This window comes from Streptomyces sp. NPDC005494, from assembly GCF_042872025.1.
Lineage (GTDB): Bacteria > Actinomycetota > Actinomycetes > Streptomycetales > Streptomycetaceae > Streptomyces.
This window is the reverse complement of the sequence record NZ_JBIAJR010000009.1, coordinates 296,124-317,207: the sequence shown is the minus strand read 5'-3', so window position 1 is coordinate 317,207 and position 21,084 is coordinate 296,124. Positions and strand designations below refer to the sequence as shown.

The following is a 21,084-nucleotide window of genomic DNA, read 5'->3' as shown; positions in this document are numbered from 1 at the left end:
GGGCGTCGTGACTGCCGGAACACCGCAGTGAATCCGGGCCCGCGGGGAGCGAGGATCGGCACACGGCAGAGGGCGTGCCTCTGCCGGATCCGCCGGAATCACCACGACTTCGAGGCAGGCTTCACCATGAGACCGACCCGTACCGTTCTGACCGTCGCGGCCACCGCCCTGCTCCCGGCCCTTCTCCTCGCCGGACCGGCCGCCGCGGCGGGCCCGGCGTCCCCGTCACCGGCCGTCGCGCCTGCGGGTGTGCCCGCTGTCCCCGCGTCCTCCGTGGGCGACATGTCCGACGACGATCTCCGCGTCGCGATCCTGCGCATCCTGGCCGACGAGGACAGCGGCAGCAGGGTGATCCGGGAGGCGAACGAGGCCCTCGACAACGGCACCACGGAAGCCATGCGGTACTTCCTGGAGACCGCCTATCCCCTCGCCCAGGCCGAGGACGACCAGGTCGCCCTCTTCCGCATCCTCGCCGACCCCGACTCGGGCCGGCGCGTCACGAACGAGATCAACACGCTGCTCGACAGCGGCACCCCGCAGGAGATCCGCCAGTGGCTGGAGACCGGCTACCGGCTCGCCCAAGCCGAGGACGACCGCGTCGCCCTCTTCCGGATCCTGGCCCGCCCGGGCATCAGCGACGCGCTCCGCGCGGCCGTGACCGAGGCGATCGAGGGCACGCCGGAGGAGATGCGTCACTTCCTGGAGTACGGGCAGTACGAGATCGACGGCTGACACCCGCACGGCCCCGGTGCCGCCGTCCTGGGCGGGTCCGGCGGGACCCGCCCAGGACGGCACCGATCACGGCCGGCGCGCCGAGGTGACCCGGTAGACGTCGTAGACGCCCTCCACGCCCCGTACGGCCTTCAGGACGTGGCCCAGGTGCTTCGGGTCGCCCATCTCGAAGGTGAACCGCGAGGTGGCCACCCGGTCGCGGGAGGTCTGCACGGCCGCCGACAGGATGTTGACGTGCTGGTCGGACAGGACGCGCGTGACGTCGGAGAGCAGCCGCGACCGGTCCAGCGCCTCGACCTGGATGGCGACGAGGAAGACCGACGACTGGGTCGGCGCCCACTCGACGTCGAGGATGCGCTCCGGCTGCTGCGAGAGCGAGTCGACGTTGACGCAGTCCGCGCGGTGGACGGAGACTCCGCTGCCCCGGGTGACGAATCCGATGATCGGGTCGCCGGGGACGGGTGTGCAGCAGCGGGCCAGCTTGACCCAGACGTCCTCGACGCCCTTGACGACCACGCCCGGATCCGCCTTGGCCCGGCGCTTGTTGCGGCCGTGCGAGGGCGGCGAGCTCTCCGCCAGGTCCTCGTTGGCCGCGTCCTCGCCGCCGAGCGCCTGGACGAGCTTCTGGACGACGCCGGCCGCTGCGACATGGCCTTCGCCGATCGCCGCGTACAGCGAGGAGATGTCCGGGTAGCGCATCTCGTGGGCCAGCGTGACGAGGGAGTCACCTGTCAGGATCCGCTGGATGGGCAGGTTCTGCTTGCGCATGGCCCGCGCGATGGCGTCCTTGCCCTGCTCGATCGCCTCGTCCCGGCGCTCCTTGGAGAACCAGGCGCGGATCTTGTTGCGTGCCCGGGGCGACTTGACGAACTGGAGCCAGTCACGGGAGGGTCCCGCGCCTGCCGCCTTGGAGGTGAAGACCTCCACCAGATCACCGTTGTCGAGCGTGGACTCCAGCGGCACGAGCCGCCCGTTGACCCGTGCCCCTATGGTCCGGTGGCCGACCTCCGTGTGGACGGCGTACGCGAAGTCGACCGGCGTCGCACCGGCGGGCAGCGCTATGACGTCGCCCTTGGGCGTGAAGACGAAGACCTCGTTGCGCGAGAGGTCGAAGCGCAGCGACTCCAGGAACTCGCCGGGGTCCTCGGTCTCCTTCTGCCAGTCGAGGAGCTGCCGCAGCCACGCCATGTCGTTGACGGTGTCCTGGCCCCGGCCGCCGCCCGTGTTCTTGGGGACGTCCGTGCGGACCTTGGAGGCGCCGGCGACGGCCTCCTGCTTGTACTTCCAGTGCGCGGCGATGCCGTACTCGGCACGGCGGTGCATGTCGAACGTACGGATCTGGAGCTCGACGGGCTTGCCGCTGGGGCCGATCACCGTGGTGTGCAGCGACTGGTACATGTTGAACTTGGGCATCGCGATGTAGTCCTTGAACCGCCCGGGCACCGGATTCCACCGGGCGTGGACGGTGCCGAGCGCCGCGTAGCAGTCGCGGACCGTGTCGACGAGGACCCTGATGCCCACCAGGTCGTAGATCTCGGCGAAGTCCCGGCCTCGCACGATCATCTTCTGGTAGACGCTGTAGTAGTGCTTCGGCCGGCCGGTGACGGTGGCCTTGATCCGGGCGGCGCGCAGGTCGGCCTGGACCTCGTCGGTCACTATGGCGAGGTACTCGTCCCGCTTGGGCGCGCGCTCGGCGACGAGGCGGACGATCTCGTCGTACATCTTGGGGTAGAGGATCGCGAAGGCGAGGTCCTCCAGCTCCCACTTGATGGTGTTCATGCCCAGGCGGTGGGCGAGCGGCGCGTAGATCTCGAGGGTCTCGCGGGCCTTCTTCTCCTGCTTCTCCCGCTTGAGGTACCGCATGGTGCGCATGTTGTGCAGCCGGTCGGCGAGCTTGATGACCAGGACCCGGGGGTCCTTGGCCATGGCGACGACCATCTTGCGCACGGTCTCGGCCTGGGCGGCCTCGCCGAACTTGACCTTGTCCAGCTTGGTGACGCCGTCGACGAGCAGCGCGACTTGGTCGCCGAAGTCCTTGCGCAGGGTGTCCAGGCCGTACTCGGTGTCCTCGACCGTGTCGTGCAGCAGCCCGGCCATCAGCGTCGCCGGGTCCATGCCGAGCTCGGCGAGGATCGTGGTGACGGCGAGCGGGTGGGTGATGTACGGGTCGCCGCTCTTGCGCTTCTGGCCCCGGTGCCAGCGCTCGGCGACCTGGTAGGCCTTCTCGATCTGGCGCAGGGTGGCGGACTCGATCTTGGGATCGTTGCCTCGGACCGTGCGCAGGAGGGGTTCGAGGACCGGGTTGTACGGGCTGGAGCGCTGCACGCCCAGGCGGGCGAGGCGCGCACGGACCCGGTTGGACGAGCCGCCGGAACGGGCGGGCGGTGCCGGCGGTGTGGCGGAGGGCTTGGCCGGGGGCTTCGCCGCCGGGGCCGCGGACCCGGCGGCGGGAGGCGCCGGGGGCGTCTGCTCCGTCGCGGGAGGGGCGGGCGGCTTCGTCCCGGAGACGGGCGCGGCCTTCGTCCCGGGGGGCGGGGCCGGCTTGGCAGGACCGTCGGGAGACTGGGGGGCCGGAGCCTGGGCGGGGCCCTGCGTGTGCTCGCCGGAGGACCCGGACTCGCCCGCCGCCGCGGCGGGCTGGGCCTTCCCGGGCGTGGCGGAGGCCGCCTCGGGCTTTTCGGGCTGCGGGGCGGCGACTGGCTGGGCCTCGTCTGGCAAGAGCGCTCCTCGTGCGGATCCGGGCTACCGGAAAGCCCATGGTATCGACCTCGGGGCAGGACCTCGCCCGGGGACGGTGGAACCCCTCACAACACAGGACGGGCACCCGGTGTTCCCGGGTGCCCGTCCTGTCCGTCCTTACACGCGCCGAGGTGGCGCGGCGCAGGTCAGAGGGTGATCAGAGCCTCCAGCGGAGCGTCCCGCAGCCCGGTCTCCAGCCGGGCGCGGCCGGCCAGGAAACCGAGCTCCATCAGGACCGAGACGCCGGCGACCTGGGCCCCGGCCCGCCGGATCAGCTCCAGCGAGGCCTCGGCGGTGCCGCCGGTGGCCAGGACGTCGTCGATGACCATGACCCGGTCGTCGGCGCACAGGTCCTCGGCGTGGATCTCGATCTCGGCCGTGCCGTACTCCAGCTCGTACGCCTGCCCGAGCGTGGCACCGGGCAGCTTCCCGGCCTTGCGCACGGGCACGAAGCCGAGGCCGGCCCTGACCGAGACCGGTGCGGCGAGGATGAACCCGCGCGCCTCCAGTCCGACGATCTTGGTGGCCCCGTGCCGGACGCACAGCTCCGCGAAGTAGTCCGTGAGCGCGCTGAAGGCCACCGGGTCCGCGAGCAGCGGGGTGATGTCCTTGAACAGCACTCCGGGCTTCGGGTAGTCCGCCACGTCACGGATCCGGCTGAGCAGGAGCTCCCGGGTCGCCTGGTCGATGCTGGTGCTCGTCATCGGCGGTTCCTCGGGCTCCGGCCGTGTCCGCCGGGCTGGCGGCGCTGGCCGACGACGGCAGCGGCGGGCTCGGAGTCCTCGTCGAAGTCCTGCTCCCGGTCGTCGCGCTCGTCCTCGGGGGACTCGCCCTTGGCCGCTGCGGCGGCGCGCTTGGCGAGGATCCGCTTCTTCAGTGCCTTTATCTGCGGCTCGCGTTCCTTGAGGTCGGCGACCAGCGGGGTGGCGATGAAGATCGAGGAGTACGCACCGGCGGCGAGGCCGACGAAGAGCGACAGCGAGATGTCGTTCAGCATGCCGGCGCCGAGCACACCGCCGCCGATGAACAGCAGACCGGCGACCGGCAGCAGCGCCACGACCGTGGTGTTGATGGAACGCACCAGGGTGCCGTTGATGGAGCGGTTCGCGATCTCGCTGTAGGTCCAGCGGGTCTGCTTGGTGATCCCCTTCGTGCCCTCCTTGAGGCTGTCGAAGACGACGACCGTGTCGTAGAGGGAGTAACCGAGGATGGTGAGCAGACCGATCACGGTGCCCGGTGTGACCTCGAAGCCGACGAGGGCGTAGACACCGACCGTGATGGTGATGTCGTGGATCAGCGCGATGAGGGCGGCGACCGCCATCCGCCACTCGAAGGCGATGGCCAGGTAGACCACGACCAGGACCATGAAGATGCCGAGGCCCATCCAGGCCTTGTTGGCGATCTGCTCGCCCCAGCTGGGACCGACGAGGTCGGCGTTGATCTTCGCCTCGGGGATGCCGAGGTCCTCGGAGAGCTGGGCCTTGATCTGGTCGGCCTTGGCGGTGTCGACCTCGGTGATCTGGATGCGGAGCCCGCCGTTGCCGAGCTCCTGGACGATCGCCTCGTGGCCGGAGGCCGCGACCGCGTCCTCGTGGGCCTGGCTGACGGACACCTTGGCCTTGGTGTCGGTCGTGAAGACCGCGCCGCCCTTGAACTCGATGCCCATGTTCAGGCCGCTGACCGCCAGGCCGAGGATGGCCGTGATGGTGATCAGGATCGAGACGCCGTACCAGATCTTGCGCTTGCCGATGAAGTCGTAACCGACCTCGCCACGGTAGAGCCGGGCGCCGAGATTGCCGAGTCGCGACATCTCACGCCTCCTTCGGGTGGTCGGTACGGACGTTGACGCGGCGCGAGCGGCGCAGCGGCGGCTTGGCGCCGAGCCGCTTCGGGTCCAGGCCGGACCACGGGTGACCGCCGCCGAAGAACTTGGTGCGGGCCATCAGCGTCATGACGGGCTTGGTGAAGAGGAAGACGACGACGACGTCGAGCAGGGTGGTGAGGCCGAGCGTGAAGGCGAAGCCCTGGACCTTGCCGACGGTGACGAGGAAGAGCACGGCAGCCGCGAGGAACGACACGAAGTCGGACACGAGGATGGTGCGCCGGGCCCTGGGCCAGGCACGCTCGACAGCCGGCCGCAGCGTGCGGCCTTCCCGGATCTCGTCCCGGATGCGTTCGAAGTACACGATGAACGAGTCCGCCGTGATACCGATCGCCACGATGGCGCCACAGACGGCCGGGAGGTTCAGCGCGAAGCCGATGGCCGGGCCGAGCAGCGCCATGATCGTGTACGTCAGGATGCCGGAGGCCAGCAGGCTGAGCAGCGCGATGAGGGCCAGGCCGCGGTAGTAGGCCACCAGGTAGATGACGACCAGGGCCAGGCCGATGGCGCCGGCGATGAGACCGGCCTCCAGCTGCTCGCCGCCGAGCGCGGCGGTGACGGTGGTGACGGTGTCCTCGCTGAAGGACAGCGGGAGCGCGCCGTAGGACAGGACGTTGGCCAGGTCCTCGGCGGACTGCTGCGTGAAGCTGCCGGAGATCTCGGCGCTGCCGCTGAGGGTCTCGTTGACCTGGGGCGCGGAGACGACCTCACCGTCGAGGGAGATCGCGAACTGGTTCATCGGCGACGTCTGCGTCGACAGCTTCTTGGTGATCGTCTGGAACTTCTTGGAGCCCTTGTCGGTGAACTCCATGGAGACGAGCCAGATGCCGCGCTGCTGGTCGAACTGGGCCTTGGCGTCGTCGACGTCCGTGCCGGAGACCTCGGCCGGGCCGAGGAGGTACTTGGCGTCACCCTCGGAGCTGCACGCGACGGTGGGGTCCTCGGGCTTGACGCCGTCGCCGGCCTTGGCGCGGGCCGCCTCGTCGGTGCAGTCCAGGGCGGTGAACTTCTTCTCCAGCGCCGCGGTGGCGGCGTCGGGGGTCTCGGTGGCCGCGGGGGTCTTCGACGAGTCCGCCCCGCCGGAGGCGCTGGCGGACGGGGTCGGCGTCGTGTCCTTCTTCAGGGCGTCGGTGACCGCACGGCCCTGGGTGCTCGCGCTCCCCGAGGGCGTCGCCTTCGGATCGGAGGCCGTTTCCGGGTCGGTCGCCTTCGCGCTGGGCGTGGCGCTCGCCTCTCCGGAACCGCTCGCGGACGGGCTCGCGGAGCCCTCGGGCGTCGGCCCTCCACCGGTGACGGTGAGCACGGGCCGGAAGTAGAGCTGGGCGGTCGTGCCGACCTGCTCCCGGGCCTGCTTCGAATTCGTGCCCTTGGGGATGTTGACGATGATGTTCGATGCGCCCTGGGTCTGAACCTCGGCCTCGGAGACACCCAGACCATTGACACGGCGTTCGATGATGCTGACCGCTGTGTTCATGTTGGTCTCGTTGATCGCCTCAGGCTTGCCGGGCTGGCTCTTCGCCTTGAGTGTGATCGACGTACCGCCGGCCAGGTCGATCCCGAGCCGGGGCGTGGTGTGCCCGGACAGGAACATCCCACCGGTCAGGGCGACCATGGCGATGAGGATCAGAGCCAGGGCACGGCCCGGCCTGCCCTGTCCACCGGTTGAGCCCCGGCCTTTCTTCGGTGCTGCCACCTTTTCGTTTCTCCCTGTCCAACCGCCCCGCGCCGGGTACGCGCCCGAGCGGCCACGAAGTGTTGTGGGGACCCGCCCCCGCAGAAGACCGCACGGCCCGTGAGACGCCGGACACCCGTGGGTGTCCGGCGTCTCTGGGTCGTGGAACTACTTCGCGTCGCCCTCGCCGTCGGCCTTGGCGTCCTTGACCTCGGAGTCCTTCGCGACGGTGTCGTCCTCGGCCTTCTTGCCCAGGTCGATCTTCGCGACGTCGTCGTCCGCGTGCTCACCGGCGGTGAGCGAGGAGGCGTCGTCCGGCACGACCGTGCCGTCGGTCTCCAGCTCGTCGTCGCCGTGGACGATGCGGTTGTACTCCGCGTCGTCCAGGACGGCACCGATGGCGTTCTTGGCGTAGACCGCGTGGACGCCGGGCGCGACCTCGAGGAGCACCGTGTCGTCCTGGATCTCCTTGACGGTGGCGTACATGCCCCCGATCGTCCGGACGCCCGTGCCGGGCTGCATGTCGTCGCGCATCTGCGCAGCCGCCTGCTGCTTCTTCTTGGCGGACCGGGTCATCAGGAACATGGCCCCGATGAGCACGATGAAGGGGAGGAGGGTCACGAGACTCACGGGACGGAACTTCCTTCGCACGACCACGTCGAACTCACGCGGCCTGGTCTACGGGGGTGGGTACACCGACCTGTACGGGCGGCATCGGCGGAGTCTAAGCGAGTCCGCATCATTGGAACAACGTCCAGCATCGCACCCTGGTTCCCGTGCTGGCCAACCTGTCCTCTGTCACGCCCCGAACAGGCCCTGTTGTCCCTTTACGCCGTGCTGAGGGGGGACGAGCCCGAGGTGGGCCCATGCCGCGGGGGTCGCGACCCGGCCGCGCGGGGTCCTGGCGAGCAGTCCCTCCCGTACGAGGAAGGGCTCGGCGACCTCCTCGACCGTCTCGCGCTCCTCCCCCACCGCCACCGCGAGGGTGGAGAGCCCGACGGGGCCGCCGCCGAAGAGCTTCAGCAGGGCGCCGAGCACCGCGCGGTCCAGCCGGTCCAGGCCCTTGTCGTCGACCTCGTACACCCGCAGGGCCGCCGCGGCGATGTCCCGGTCGATGCGGCCCTCGGCCTTGACCTGGGCGTAGTCACGGACGCGGCGCAGCAGCCGGTTGGCGATGCGGGGCGTGCCCCGGGAGCGCCCGGCGATCTCGGCGGCGCCCGCCGGGTCTATGGCGACGTCGAGCAGGCCCGCGGAGCGGTGGATGACCCGCTCCAGCTCGGTGGGGGCGTAGAACTCCATGTGGCCGGTGAAGCCGAAGCGGTCGCGCAGCGGGGGCGGCAGCAGTCCGGCCCGGGTGGTGGCGCCGACGAGGGTGAACGGAGGGAGCTCCAGGGGGATGGCGGTGGCACCGGGTCCCTTGCCGACGATGACGTCGACGCGGAAGTCCTCCATCGCCATGTAGAGCATCTCCTCCGCGGGCCGCGACATGCGGTGGATCTCGTCGAGGAAGAGGACCTCGCCCTCCTGGAGCGAGGAGAGGATCGCCGCGAGGTCTCCGGCGTGCTGGATGGCGGGCCCGGAGGTGATGCGGATCGGGGCGCCCATCTCCGCCGCGATGATCATGGAAAGCGTCGTCTTGCCGAGGCCGGGGGCGCCGGAGAGCAGGACGTGGTCGGCGGTGGCGCCCCGGGCGCGGGCGGCCTTGAGGACCAGGTCGAGCTGTTCGCGCACCTTCTCCTGGCCGACGAACTCATGGAGGTCCTTCGGGCGGAGGGCGGCCTCGACGGCGGTGTCCTCGCCGTCCGCGCCGGCGTCGACGAGGCGGTCGTCGAGCCGCTCGTCGGTCAGTTCGCCGGTGTCGGGCCCGGTCTCGTCCCAGTTCATCTCGTCAGTCCCGCCTCGGGTGTTTCGGTGCCGGGCCGTGCGGTGTCCCGGCCGGCGCGGAGGGCGTGTGGGGCCCCTGGGTCAGCGTGCGCGGTTGAGCGTCTGCAGGGCCGCGCGCAGCAGTTGCGGCACGGGTGCCTGGCCGCCGTCCGCGATCGCGGCCTCCGCCTGCGGTGCGACGGCGCTCACGGCCTCGTCGGCCTCACGGGTCGCGTAGCCGAGGCCGATCAGGGCGGCCCCCAGCTGGTCGCGCCAGGAGGAGCTGACGGCCGCGCCGACGCCCTGCTGCCCGATGTGCGCGCCGACCGGCTCGCCGAGGCGGTCCTTGAGCTCCAGCAGGAGCTTCTGCGCGCCCTTCTTGCCGATGCCGGACACGGCGGTGAGCGCCTTCTCGTCACCGGTGGCGACGGCGATGCGCAGGGCGTCCGGGCTGTGGGTGGCGAGCATGGCCTGGGCGAGCCGGGGGCCCACACCGCTGGCTGTCTGGAGCAGCTCGAAGACCTGGCGCTCGTCGTCGTCGGCGAAGCCGTAGAGGGTGAGCGAGTCCTCCCGGACGACGAGGGAGGTGGCCAGCCGGGCGTCGTCGCCGATCCGCAGGCCGGCGAGGGTGGCGGGCGTGCACTGGACGGCCATGCCGATGCCGCCGACCTCGATCACGGCCGTGGTCGGGGCGAGCGCGGCCACCGGGCCGGAGACGAAGGCGATCATGCGGTACGGCCTTTCAGCGTGCGATGGGCGGCGACGGCCCGCTGCAGTCGGTTCTGCGCGGGCGCGCGCCAGATGTGACAGATGGCGAGAGCGAGGGCATCGGCCGCGTCCGCGGGCTTCGGCGGCGCGTCGAGCCGCAGCAGCCGGGTCACCATGGCCCCGACCTGCGCCTTGTCGGCACGTCCCGATCCGGTGACGGCCGCCTTGACCTCGCTGGGGGTGTGCAGGGCCACGGGGATGCCGCGCCGGGAGGCGCAGAGCATGGCGACCGCGCTGGCCTGGGCGGTGCCCATCACCGTACGTACGTTGTGCTGGCTGAACACCCGCTCCACGGCGACGAATTCGGGCCGGTGTTCGTCGAGCCACGCTTCGATGCCCTGCTCGATGGCGACGAGCCGGTGGCCCAGCTCCGCGTCGGCCGGGGTCCGCACCACGCCGACGCCGATCATCGTGAGCGGCCTTCCGGCGACGCCCTCGACCACTCCGACACCGCACCGGGTCAGCCCCGGGTCCACGCCCAGCACCCGCATGAAAGGGCCCCCTCCGCCGCTCGGTCATCTGTTCCCGCAGGCTATCGGGTCCCGCTGACAATGCGACGGGCCGACGGGGTGTGTCCCGTCGGCCCGTCGGCGTACCGCGACGCCGTCTCAGGCGTCGACCTTCTCCATGACCTCGTCGGAGACGTCGAAGTTCGCGAAGACGTTCTGCACGTCGTCGCTGTCCTCCAGCGCGTCGATGAGCTTGAAGATCTTGCGGGCGCCCTCTTCGTCGAGCTCGACCTGCATGGTCGGGACGAAGTTCGCCTCGGCCGAGTCGTAGTCGATGCCGGCGTCCTGCAGCGCGGTGCGGACCGCGACCATGTCGGTGGCCTCGCTGAGCACCTCGAAGGTGTCACCGAGGTCGTTGACCTCCTCGGCACCCGCGTCGAGCACCGCTCCGAGCACGTCGTCCTCGGACAGCTCGCCCTTGGGGACGATCACGACGCCCTTGCGGTTGAAGAGGTACGAGACCGAGCCCGGGTCCGCCATCGAGCCGCCGTTGCGGGTCATGGCGACACGGACGTCGGACGCGGCACGGTTGCGGTTGTCGGTGAGGCACTCGATGAGCACCGCGACGCCGTTCGGGCCGTAGCCCTCGTACATGATCGTCTCGTAGTCGGCGCCGCCGGCTTCGAGACCGGCGCCGCGCTTGACCGCGGAGTCGATGTTCTTGTTCGGGACCGAGCTCTTCTTGGCCTTCTGGATGGCGTCGAAGAGGGTCGGGTTGCCGGACACGTCGGCGCCGCCCGTGCGGGCCGCGACCTCGATGTTCTTGATCATCTTCGCGAAGAGCTTGCCGCGCTTGGCGTCGATCACGGCCTTCTTGTGCTTCGTCGTAGCCCATTTAGAGTGGCCGGACATCTGCCTTCTCCTTCGCGTCACCAAAATCGATCCGAACCCGAGAGATCCTACCGGGATCGGATCAGCCCACGGCGCGCACCATGTCGGTGAAGAGCGCGTGCACCCGGTGGTCGCCGGTCAGCTCGGGGTGGAACGACGTCGCCAAGGCGTTTCCCTGGCGTACGGCCACGATATGACCGCCGTGCACCGCGACGACCTCCGCGGCGGCGCCGACGGACTCCACCCAGGGGGCCCGGATGAAGACTCCGTCGACGGGGCCGCCGGGCACGCCCTCGACCTCGACGGCCGCCTCGAAGGACTCGTTCTGCCGCCCGAAAGCGTTACGGCGCACGATCATGTCGATGCCGCCGACGGTCTCCTGACCGGAGCGCGGATCGAGGATCTTGTCCGCGAGCATGATCATTCCGGCGCAGGTGCCGTAGACCGGCATCCCGGCGGCGACCCTCTCGCGCAGCGGTTCCAGCATGCCGAAGAGGACGGCCAGCTTGGACATCGTGGTGGACTCGCCACCGGGGATGACGAGGCCGTCGACCTCGGCGAGCTCCTCGGGCCGCCGGACCGGCCTGGCCACGGCGTCCGCCGTGGCCAGGGCGATCAGGTGTTCCCGTACGTCGCCCTGGAGAGCCAGGACTCCGATGACAGGCGTGTCGGTCATCGGTGCTTACCAGCCGCGGTTGGCGTAGCGCTCGCCCTCGGGCAGCGTGTCGCAGTTGATGCCGACCATGGCCTCGCCCAGGTTGCGGGAGGCGTCCGCGATGATCTTCGGGTCGTCGTAGAAGGTGGTGGCCTTCACGATGGCGGCGGCGCGCTTGGCCGGGTCGCCGGACTTGAAGATGCCGGAGCCCACGAAGACGCCCTCGGCACCGAGCTGTCGCATCAGGGCGGCGTCGGCGGGGGTGGCCACGCCACCGGCCGAGAACAGGACGACGGGCAGCCGGCCGAGCTCGGAGACCTCCTTGACCAGCTCGTACGGGGCGCGCAGCTCCTTGGCGGCGGCGTACAGCTCGTTGTTGTCGTAGCCGCGCAGCCGGGCGATCTCGTTCTTGATCTGACGCAGGTGACGGACCGCCTCGACGACGTTGCCGGTACCCGCCTCGCCCTTCGAGCGGATCATGGCCGCGCCCTCGGCGATACGGCGCAGGGCCTCGCCCAGGTTGGTGGCGCCGCAGACGAAGGGGGTGGTGAAGGCGAACTTGTCGCTGTGGTTGACCTCGTCGGCCGGGGTGAGGACCTCGGACTCGTCGATGTAGTCGACGCCGAGGGACTGCAGCACCTGGGCCTCGACGAAGTGGCCGATGCGGGACTTGGCCATCACGGGGATGGAGACGGCCTCGATGATCTCCTCGATCATGTTGGGGTCCGACATCCGGGCCACGCCGCCGTCCTTGCGGATGTCGGCCGGGACCCGCTCCAGGGCCATGACCGCCACGGCGCCCGCGTCCTCGGCGATCTTCGCCTGCTCGGCGTTGACGACGTCCATGATCACGCCGCCCTTGAGCTGCTCGGCCATGCCGCGCTTGACGCGGGCGGTGCCGGTGGCCGGGGTCTCGGTGGACTGCGGGGTGCTGGGAAGCGTGGACACGGATCGACCTCACTGGGGTGGAAGAGCTGAATACTGCAGCCCCGAGCAAACGCTCCGGAAGCAGTCCACAGCAAGGGCCAATGAGGACCCTGTGGATCGTTCTCCCGCCGCCGGCTCCGGCACCCCTTCGTTTCGGCTGCCGCGACGGCCGCCGCCAGGCCCCTTGCCCGCCGTTTCCTCCCTCAGCTGCCGGGACGGTCGGCCAGGGCGACGGGCGGCTCGTCGTCCATCTCGAACGCGAGAGGGAACGGGGCGTGGCCCGCGAGCCGGAACAGCCGAACGGTCCGGTGCCTGCGCAGCGCGCGGGCAGCGCGCACCGCGTCGTTGTGGAAGCGGCGTGCCATCGGTACGCGGCGCACGGCGGCGGCCAGCTCCCTCGCCGCGTCCTCGCCGCCGGGCACCTCCTTCACCGCGTCGACCTGCGCGGTCTCGCCGAACACGGCGCGCAGGGCGGTGGTCAGCTCGCTCTCGGCGACCTCGCGCTGCTCCTCCTCGGCCTGCCGCGCCGCGTGCGCCGCCTCGTAGAGCACGATGGACGCCGCGGGGTCCAGGACACCGGAGGTGGCCAGTTCCTGGGTGACCGACGCACGGCGCAGCAGCTGGGCGTCCAGCGCCGCGCGGGCCGCGTCGATGCGGGCGTGGAGCCGGTCGAGCCGCCCGGCGGTCCAGCTGAGGTACAGGCCGATCGCGAGGAGCGCGACGACGATCCAGATGAGGGTTTCGATCACGGGCGCAAAGGCTACCGTCGGCACGCCCCGCCCGGTTCCGCCGGTACGGCCCCGGGGCGGGGCCCTGTCCCGCTCAGTCCCTGGCGAGGCCGAAGCGGGCGCGCAGACCCGTGCGTTCGTCGGTGTCGACGGCGGCGGCCCCGTCGGTCACCGTCTCGTACACCGCCAGGATGTCCGCGCCGACCGTCGTCCAGTCGAAACGGCGCACGTGCGCGCTGCCCCGCTCGCGGAGCCCCGCGCGCCGGTCCTCGTCGCCGAGCAGCCGGATCGCGGCCTCGGCCAGCGCGTCCGCGTCCTCGTTGGCGAACAGGTCGCCGGCGGAGCCCTGGTCGAGCACCTGCGCGAAGGCGTCCAGATCGCTGGCGAGCACCGCGGCGCTCGCCGACAGCGCCTCGACCAGGATGATCCCGAAGCTCTCGCCGCCGGTGTTGGGCGCGACGTACACGTCCACGCTGCGCAGCAGCCGCGCCTTGTCCTCGTCGCTCACCATCCCGAGGAACTCGACGCGCGAGCGCATCTCCTCGGGCAGCGAGGCGACGGCCTCCTCCTCGTCACCGCGCCCCGCGACCAGCAGCCTGGTGTCCGGGCGGGCGGCGAGGATCGCGGGGAGCGCCTTCATCAGGACGGGCAGCCCCTTGCGGGGCTCGTCGATGCGCCCTATGAAGCCGAGCGTGCCGCCCTGCCATTCGGCCTTCGGCTCCGCGCGGGCGAAGAAGTCCACGTCGACGCCGTTGGGGATGACCACGGCGTCCCCGCCGAGGTGCTCGACCAGGGTCCGCCGCGCGTACTCGCTGACCGCGATGCGCGCACTGATCTTCTCCAGCGCGGGCTGGAGGATCGGGTACGCCGCGATCATGGCCCGGGAGCGCGGGTTGGACGTGTGGAACGTGGCCACGATCGGCCCCTGGGCCGCCCAGCAGGCGAGCAGGCCCAGTGAGGGCGAGGTCGGCTCGTGGATGTGGATGACGTCGAAGGTGCCCTCGTTCAGCCAGCGCCGGACGCGCGCGGCGGACAGGAAGCCGAAGTTGAGCCGGGCGACCGAGCCGTTGTAGGGCACGGGCACGGCCCGGCCCGCGGACACGACGTACGGCGGCAGCGGCGTCTCGTCGTCGGCGGGCGCGAGCACGGAGACCTCGTGACCGAGACGGATCAGGTGCTCGGCCAGGTCGCGGATGTGGAACTGCACCCCGCCCGGAACGTCCCAGGAGTACGGGCAGACGATGCCGATCTTCACGGCGCTTCCCCCTGGGGGTCCAGATCGGAGACCCAGAGCCGCTGCAGCATGTGCCAGTCCTCCGGATGCTCGGCGATCCCGGTGGCGAAGGCGTCGGCCAGCGCCTGTGTCATGGAGGACGTCTTCTCGGCACGGCTGCCTGACTCCGGTACGGGGACGGGCGGGTGGACCCGCGCCCCCATGACGGGCGTGCCGTCGTACCAGAGGGTCACGGGCAGCAGCAGCGCGCCGGTCTGCTGGGCCAGCAGGGCCGGACCGGCGGGCATGCGCGCGGTGTCCCCGAAGAAGTCCACCTCGACGCCGGAGGCCGACAGGTCACGGTCGGCGACGAGGCAGACCAGCCCGCCCGCGCGCAGCCGTCGCGCCAGGGTGCCGAACGCGGCCCCTCCGCTGTGCGGCAGGACCTCCATGCCGAGGCCCTGGCGGTAGGCCACGAAGCGGTCGTAGAGGGTCTCGGGCTTCAGCCGCTCGGCGACCGTGGTGAACGGCACCTTGAGGTCCGTGGTGACCCACGCGCCCGCCAGGTCCCAGTTGCCGAGGTGCGGCAGCGCGAGGACGACCCCCTGGCCCGCGTCCAGGCCCTCCGTGAGCCGGTGGACGTCCCGGACGTCGATGGACGCCGCGATGCGCTCCGGGCTCCAGGTCGGGAGCCGGAAGGACTCCATCCAGTAGCGCATGTACGAGCGCATGCCGGCCTTCGACAGCTCGGCGAGCCGGGCGGCGTCCGCGTCGGGCACCACCCGGGCGAGGTTCGACTCCAGGCGCAGCACGGACTTGCCCCGCCGCTTCCACACCTGGTCGGCGAGGGTACGGAAGAGCGCGGCCGCGGCGGGCTCGGGGAGCTTCTTGACCGCGCCCCAGCCGAGGCCGTAAAGCCCGTCCGTCAGGCGTTCCTTCAGGTCGGTTCGGGTGCCGCTCACTGTGCGGACTCGCTCCCGCCCTGGACGGCCGCCGCGGCGGCGTCGGCCTCGGCCGACTCCCTGCGGACGGTCACCACGCGCTGGACCAGCGTCACCAGGCTGCCCACCGCGACGATCCACAGCGCGATCGGCAGCAGGACCTGGATGCCGGGTACCCCGAAGCCGTGCAGTCCCGCGAGACCGGCGGCCACCAGGGAGATCACCAGTCGCTCGGCGCGCTCCACCAGGCCGTTCACCGCGACGGGCAGGCCGATCGACTCACCGCGCGCCTTCGTGTACGAGACGACCTGGCCGCTGGCCAGACAGAAGATCGCGACCGCGCAGAGCACGTTGTCGTCGCCGCCCCCCGCGTACCAGAGGGCGAAACCGGCGAAGATCGCCCCGTCCGCGACCCGGTCGAGCGTGGAGTCGAGGAACGCCCCCCACCGGCTGGAGATCCCGGCCTGCCGGGCCATGTTGCCGTCGACCAGGTCCGAGAAGACGAAGACCGTGATCACGATGGTGCCCCAGAAGAACTCCCCCATGGGGAAGAAGACCAGCGCACCTGCCATCACTCCGGCCGTACCGACGAGGGTGACCGCGTCGGGGCTGACCCCGAGGCGGAGCAGCAGAGCGGCGAACGGTGTGAGGACACGCGTAAAAAATGCACGCGCGTACTTGTTCAGCATGGCCTTCCCGAGGTTCGGTGGGCCGCGCGGCCCCTTCGGCCACCGGCTGGCCCATCGTAGTCACGAGCCGCGCCGCGCATCGGCGGGGCACCCCGTCCCGCCGGATGTCCCGGAAGTCACGTGCCGCCGTGCACGACGGATGGACGGCGCACGGTACGGGTGAAAAGCTCGGAAGACCGCGGGCGTCGCCGAGGCCGCCGCCACGGCTCCCCTCGCCCGTGCATCCATCCCCCAGTACTCGCGGCACTGCCACCGATCGGGAGGCACGCATCATGGGCGACAGGACTCATACACACACCGGGGCCGCCGGCAGGGCGACGACGGCCGACGGGCCCGCTTCCGTACGGAACGTGGTGCTGGTCGGCCACAGCGGCTCGGGCAAGACCACTCTGGTCGAGGCACTCGCGCTGACGGCCGGGGCACTCAACCGGGCGGGCCGGGTCGAGGACGGCGCCACCGTCTCCGACTACGACGAGATCGAACAGCGCCGCCGGCGCTCCGTGCAGCTCTCGCTGGTCCCCGTCGAATGGGAGGGCCACAAGATCAACCTTCTGGACACCCCCGGCTACGCGGACTTCGTCGGGGAGCTCAGGGCCGGTCTGCGCGCGGCGGACGCGGCCCTCTTCGTCGTCTCGGCCGCCCAGGAGGCCGACGCCGTGGCCGGCACCACCCGCGCGGTCTGGGAGGAGTGCGCGGCCGTCGGGATGCCGCGCGCGATCGTCGTCACGCACCTGGACACCGCGCGCATGTCCTTCGAGGAGATGACCCGGGTCTGCGGGCGGATCTTCGGGCACGACGACCCGGACGCCGTGCTGCCCCTCCATCTGCCGGTACAAGGCCCTGAGGGCCCCGACGGGCATGCCCAGCTCACCGGGCTCACCGGACTCCTCACCCGGCGGGTCTTCGACTACTCCACCGGGGAACGACGTCAGCTGCCGCCCTCGGGCGACCAGGAGGGGCCGCTCCAGGAGGCCCGCGACCGGCTCATCGAGGGGATCATCGCCGAGAGCGAGGACGAGACACTGATGGACCGCTACCTCGGCGGCGAGGAGATCGACGTCGCGACCCTCATGCGCGATCTCGAACGCGCGGTGGCACGCGGCTCCTTCCATCCGGTGCTCACCGCGGCCCCGGCGGCCGAGGGCGCGGGCCATGGCGTCGGCACCGTGGAACTCCTCGACCTGATCCGCGCCGGCTTCCCCTCCCCCGTGGAGCGCACGCTTCCGGCCGTCTCCACGCCGGAAGGCTCCCCTCGGCCCGCCCCGGTCTGCGACCCCGGGGGGCCGCTGGTCGCCGAGGTCGTGAAGACCGCTTCGGACCCCTACGTCGGCAGGGTCTCCCTGGTCCGCGTCTTCTCCGGGACGCTGCGTCCGGACGAGACCGTGCACGTGTGCGGCCACGGCCTCACCGCACCGGAAGGCGGGTCGGGCCCCCGCCACGAGTCCGACGTGCGCGTCGGGGCGCTCTCGGCACCGTTCGGCAGACAGCAGCGCCCCCTGGACAGCTGCATCGCGGGGGACCTGGCCTGTGTGTCCAAGCTCGGCGGGGCCGAGACCGGCGACACCCTCTCGGGCACCGGGGAACCGCTGCTGGTCGAACCCTGGAGCCTGCCCGACCCGCTGCTGCCGCTGGCGGTGCGCGCCCACAGCAAGGCCGACGAGGACAAGCTCTCCCAGGGCCTGGCGCGTCTGGTCGCCGAGGACCCCACCATGCGACTCGAACAGAACCAGGACACCCACCAGGTCGTCCTGTGGTGCATGGGCGAGGCCCACACGGACGTGGCGCTCGAAAGGCTGCGCAGCAGGTACGGGGTCCAGGTCGACGCAGAGCCCCACCGCGTCCCGCTGCGCGAGACCTTCGCCTCGCGGGCCGTGGGGCGCGGCCGGCACGTCAAGCAGTCCGGTGGGCACGGCCAGTACGCCGTCTGCGAGATCGAGGTGGAACCGCTGCCGCCCGGCGCGGGCGTCGAGTTCGTCGACAAGGTGGTCGGCGGCTCGGTGCCGCGCCAGTTCATCGCCTCCGTCGAGAAGGGCGTACGCGCCCAGGCGGCCCGTGGGGTCGCGGCCGGGCACCCTCTCGTGGACGTGCGCGTGACACTGCTCGACGGGAAGTCGCACTCGGTGGACTCCTCCGACGCCGCCTTCCAGACCGCGGGCGCCCTGGCGCTGCGGGAAGCAGCCGCCGACACCCAGGTCCAGCTCCTGGAACCCGTCGACGAAGTGGCCGTGCTGGTTCCCGACGACTACGTGGGAACCGTCATGAGCGACCTCGCGGGCCGGCGCGGCCGGCTCGTCGGCACGGAACAGGAGACCGGGGACCGCACTCTTGTCCGCGCCGAGGTCCCCGAGATCGAGATCGGCAGGTACACCGTGGACCTCCGCTCCCTGACGCACGGCACAGGACGGTTCGACCGGGCGTACGCCCGGCACGAACCCATGCCGCCGCCCCTGGCTGAGCGCCTCCGTAAAACACAGGAAAACACCGCAAATGTCAGCTAGCTGACCGGATATGGCGCCTCCCGTCCCTCCCGGCCGCGTCGTCCGGGCGGGCGGCGGGCCCGGACGATACGCTGTGGTCCCAGCTCAGAAGGTGTGCGACGTACGGTAGTTGGGAACAGCCGCAGGAGCAGGCCGTGCGGGCGAGTGGGGGCGACAGTGGCCAACGACGGATTCGATTTCTCTCCCGGAGCGCAGATCCCGCTCCAGGGTTCAGGCGGACAGGCGGTGGCGACCAACGCCCTCGCCTCCGCCGCGTACCGCGACAGCGACGTGTCGGAGATCCTCAAGGCCAACAGCGAGTGGCACAAGTCCGAGGTGAAACCGGGCTCGTCCACGCTGTTCAAGTCCGACTACTTCAAGCCGAATCTGGGCGAGGCATTCTCCCGGGCCGTGCAGGAGCGGATGCTCGGCGGCGGTCGCGCCGCGCTCATCCAGTCCTTCGGCACCGACCCGCAGACCGTCGTCGAGCACTGCCTGTCCGCCACCCGGCTGCGCAAGGCACGTGACACCAAGCTGACCCTGATCACGGCCGTCTGCGGCTTCGTCTTCCTGCCCGGCATGCTCCTGTGGGTCCTCGCCTTCCGGCTGCGGGACTCCCTCGCCAAGTCCAAGGACAAGTTCTTCCAGGCACTGGGCGGTGTGCTGCTCGTCGTCCTCGGCGGCGCCGCCGCGTTCTTCCTGATCGCCATGCCGCTCACCGGCTTCCTGGCGCTCTACCTGCGCGCCGCCGCCGTCGCGCCGCTGATCGGCTGGCTGCTCGCCAAGCGGATCGCGGAGGCCTCGACCAGGGACCTGCGAGGCCGCTGGGAAGGGCTCCTCACCGGCGCGGGGGTCAGCGCGAAGATCCCCGAAGCCGTGCCGAAGAACCCCAACGAGACCGCTCGCGAGGCGCTGCGCCAGGGCCTGGAGAAGCTGTCGGCGGAGCAGCAGTCCAACTCCGTCTTCTACGCGGGCCCCAAGGGCATCCTCGGCATGGGCACACGCTGGGGCAGCTGGCAGCTCGCCGAGGAACTCACCCCGGAGGACCCCACCAGGGAGATCCACCAGTTCCGCAGCTGGGACGTCGTACGCGCCGTGCACGACCAGCTGAAGATGCTGGAGCGCGGTCCGCTGAACACCGGCGGGTTCCCCACGCCGTCCGTGAAGCACTGGATCGTCTCCCCCGTCGGTGAGAACGCCGACTCCGTCTCCCGCCCCGAGGGCGAGGACGTCGCCACCTTCCAGGTGAAGCCCCACGAGATACAGCGCATCTGCAACCACCAGCAGTTCGGCAGCGGCGACCGGCACTACCTGGGTGTCCAGTTCACCCTCTGGGACGGCCAGCTGGTGATCACGATGCTGATCAGCGTCACCGTGCTCCACGAGACCCTCCGTATCGAGGTCACCGGGCACGCGCTGGGCCCCGTCCACGGCCTGTTCCTCACCAAGCCCGAGGCACCGACCAAGACGGTCAAGAAGGCGGTCAGGTTCTGGGAGACCCGCAAGATCTCCCTCCCCCTCGTCACGGCGAGCGAGGTCGTCAGGCTCGCCCTGCGCGCCCCCTTCACCTGGTACCCGCCGCTGCTCGACTACCTGGGCGGCAAGATCGTCCTGCCCGAGCCGTTCGGCCTGCGCCACGCCTGGGCGGCCAAGCCGTGGGGCCACCGCTTCATGGCCGACGACGCCATGCGGACGGCCACCCCGGTCCTGCGCGTCGTCCACGCGGCGACGATGCGGGTCCTGAAGGAGCACGGCGTCGACACCGAGCGCTTCGACAACCGCTCCATGATCCTCAGCGGCCTGGTCCAGGACCCCGCCCCGCGCAAGGCCGACGTCTACGACGCGTGACCTCGGCCCGGGGCGGGTGCGACCGGGTCAGACGGACGGCAGCTCGGCCGGCCAGACGCCGGCCAGCATCGTCCGGGTGTCGCCCAGCAGCTGCGGGAGCACCTTCGTGTGACCGACGACCGGCATGAAGTTGGTGTCCCCGCCCCAGCGGGGCACCACGTGCTGGTGGAGGTGCGCGGCGATACCGGCCCCGGCCTCGGCCCCCTGGTTCATCCCGATGTTGAAGCCGTGCGCCCCCGAGGCGGCCCGCAGCGCGACCATGGCCCGCTTGGTGAAGTCGGCCAGCTCGGCCGTCTCCGCGCCTTCCAGCTCCGTGTAGTCGGCCACGTGACGGTAGGGCACCACCATCAGGTGCCCGCCGTTGTACGGGTACAGGTTCAGCACCGCGTAGACCTTCTCACCGCGCGCGATGACCAGACCGTCCTCGTCCGACTTCGACGGAATCTCGCAGAACGGACACCCGTCCCCGGCTCCCGGGCCGCTCGGCTTGCTCTCACCCTGGATGTAGGCCATCCGGTGGGGCGTCCACAGGCGCTGGAACGCGTCGGGCGTCCCCACTCCGAACTGCTGCTCCGGCTCACTCGTCATGCCGGCCAGCATATTGCGTCAC

Annotated in this window: 19 protein-coding genes; 3 read left to right on the top strand and 16 right to left on the bottom strand. The window is 71.0% G+C overall.

All coding sequences use genetic code 11. The features are described 5' to 3' along the window. Positions 1-126: 126 nt before the first annotated feature. The gene (locus tag ACFYQ6_RS25905; RefSeq protein WP_361574284.1) at positions 127-732 is read left to right on the top strand and encodes an ALF repeat-containing protein; all 606 of its coding nucleotides are present in this window, start codon (positions 127-129) and stop codon (positions 730-732) included. A gap of 66 nt (positions 733-798) precedes the next feature. Here the strand turns inward: ACFYQ6_RS25905 and ACFYQ6_RS25900 are convergent, their stop codons facing one another. The 15 genes from ACFYQ6_RS25900 to pgsA form a co-directional block, all read right to left on the bottom strand. Continuing rightward, positions 799-3,450: a RelA/SpoT family protein gene (locus ACFYQ6_RS25900; protein ID WP_388765133.1), complete on the bottom strand. Its 2,652-nt coding sequence runs from the start codon at positions 3,448-3,450 to the stop codon at positions 799-801. Positions 3,451-3,617: 167 nt separating this feature from the next. Next, complete coding sequence (locus ACFYQ6_RS25895) at positions 3,618-4,175, bottom strand: adenine phosphoribosyltransferase (protein ID WP_361574288.1); 558 nt, start codon at positions 4,173-4,175, stop codon at positions 3,618-3,620. After that, the gene (secF, locus tag ACFYQ6_RS25890) at positions 4,172-5,281 is read right to left on the bottom strand and encodes a protein translocase subunit SecF (RefSeq protein ID WP_361574290.1); all 1,110 of its coding nucleotides are present in this window, start codon (positions 5,279-5,281) and stop codon (positions 4,172-4,174) included. The genes ACFYQ6_RS25895 and secF overlap by 4 nt, the downstream gene beginning before the upstream one ends. A gap of 1 nt (position 5,282) precedes the next feature. Next, entirely contained in the window at positions 5,283-7,046 is a 1,764-nt protein-coding gene (secD, locus tag ACFYQ6_RS25885; RefSeq protein ID WP_361574292.1) for a protein translocase subunit SecD, read from the bottom strand. Between the two features lie 147 nt (positions 7,047-7,193). Further along, positions 7,194-7,655: a preprotein translocase subunit YajC gene (gene yajC, locus ACFYQ6_RS25880; RefSeq protein WP_361574294.1), complete on the bottom strand. Its 462-nt coding sequence runs from the start codon at positions 7,653-7,655 to the stop codon at positions 7,194-7,196. Positions 7,656-7,823: 168 nt separating this feature from the next. Continuing rightward, positions 7,824-8,909 (bottom strand): Holliday junction branch migration DNA helicase RuvB, encoded by a 1,086-nt coding sequence (ruvB, locus tag ACFYQ6_RS25875; RefSeq protein WP_145806237.1) that lies wholly within the window; start codon positions 8,907-8,909, stop codon positions 7,824-7,826. Positions 8,910-8,990: 81 nt separating this feature from the next. Next, complete coding sequence (gene ruvA / locus ACFYQ6_RS25870; protein WP_361574298.1) at positions 8,991-9,617, bottom strand: Holliday junction branch migration protein RuvA; 627 nt, start codon at positions 9,615-9,617, stop codon at positions 8,991-8,993. Then, positions 9,614-10,147 carry a crossover junction endodeoxyribonuclease RuvC gene (ruvC, locus tag ACFYQ6_RS25865; protein WP_356739859.1) on the bottom strand — a complete coding sequence of 178 codons (534 nt, stop codon included), beginning with the start codon at positions 10,145-10,147 and terminating at the stop codon, positions 9,614-9,616. The genes ruvA and ruvC overlap by 4 nt, the downstream gene beginning before the upstream one ends. Before the next feature lie 117 nt (positions 10,148-10,264). Continuing rightward, entirely contained in the window at positions 10,265-11,017 is a 753-nt protein-coding gene (locus tag ACFYQ6_RS25860) for a YebC/PmpR family DNA-binding transcriptional regulator (protein WP_014044843.1), read from the bottom strand. Between the two features lie 61 nt (positions 11,018-11,078). Next, positions 11,079-11,672: a pyridoxal 5'-phosphate synthase glutaminase subunit PdxT gene (gene pdxT, locus ACFYQ6_RS25855; protein WP_356739863.1), complete on the bottom strand. Its 594-nt coding sequence runs from the start codon at positions 11,670-11,672 to the stop codon at positions 11,079-11,081. Between the two features lie 6 nt (positions 11,673-11,678). Beyond that, complete coding sequence (pdxS, locus tag ACFYQ6_RS25850; protein WP_033304361.1) at positions 11,679-12,599, bottom strand: pyridoxal 5'-phosphate synthase lyase subunit PdxS; 921 nt, start codon at positions 12,597-12,599, stop codon at positions 11,679-11,681. Positions 12,600-12,781: 182 nt separating this feature from the next. Then, on the bottom strand, positions 12,782-13,327 hold the full coding sequence (locus ACFYQ6_RS25845) for a hypothetical protein (protein WP_361574302.1): 546 nt from the start codon (positions 13,325-13,327) through the stop codon (positions 12,782-12,784). A 73-nt stretch (positions 13,328-13,400) separates the two neighbouring features. Further along, on the bottom strand, positions 13,401-14,561 hold the full coding sequence (locus ACFYQ6_RS25840) for a glycosyltransferase family 4 protein (RefSeq protein WP_361574304.1): 1,161 nt from the start codon (positions 14,559-14,561) through the stop codon (positions 13,401-13,403). Next, positions 14,558-15,481 (bottom strand): phosphatidylinositol mannoside acyltransferase, encoded by a 924-nt coding sequence (locus ACFYQ6_RS25835; protein ID WP_388765125.1) that lies wholly within the window; start codon positions 15,479-15,481, stop codon positions 14,558-14,560. The genes ACFYQ6_RS25840 and ACFYQ6_RS25835 overlap by 4 nt, the downstream gene beginning before the upstream one ends. Next, on the bottom strand, positions 15,478-16,149 hold the full coding sequence (gene pgsA, locus ACFYQ6_RS25830; RefSeq protein ID WP_361574308.1) for a phosphatidylinositol phosphate synthase: 672 nt from the start codon (positions 16,147-16,149) through the stop codon (positions 15,478-15,480). The genes ACFYQ6_RS25835 and pgsA overlap by 4 nt, the downstream gene beginning before the upstream one ends. Before the next feature lie 272 nt (positions 16,150-16,421). Between pgsA and ACFYQ6_RS25825 the strand changes: the two genes are divergently transcribed. Together ACFYQ6_RS25825 and ACFYQ6_RS25820 are read left to right on the top strand one after the other, a co-directional pair. Continuing rightward, complete coding sequence (locus ACFYQ6_RS25825; protein WP_388765123.1) at positions 16,422-18,647, top strand: elongation factor G-like protein EF-G2; 2,226 nt, start codon at positions 16,422-16,424, stop codon at positions 18,645-18,647. A 156-nt stretch (positions 18,648-18,803) separates the two neighbouring features. Beyond that, positions 18,804-20,474, top strand: a complete 1,671-nt coding sequence (locus ACFYQ6_RS25820; RefSeq protein WP_361574312.1) for a hypothetical protein — start codon at positions 18,804-18,806, stop codon at positions 20,472-20,474. A gap of 27 nt (positions 20,475-20,501) precedes the next feature. On the opposite strand, the gene ACFYQ6_RS25815 is transcribed toward ACFYQ6_RS25820, so the two are convergent. After that, the gene (locus ACFYQ6_RS25815; RefSeq protein WP_361574314.1) at positions 20,502-21,074 is read right to left on the bottom strand and encodes an HIT domain-containing protein; all 573 of its coding nucleotides are present in this window, start codon (positions 21,072-21,074) and stop codon (positions 20,502-20,504) included. Positions 21,075-21,084: the final 10 nt, after the last annotated feature.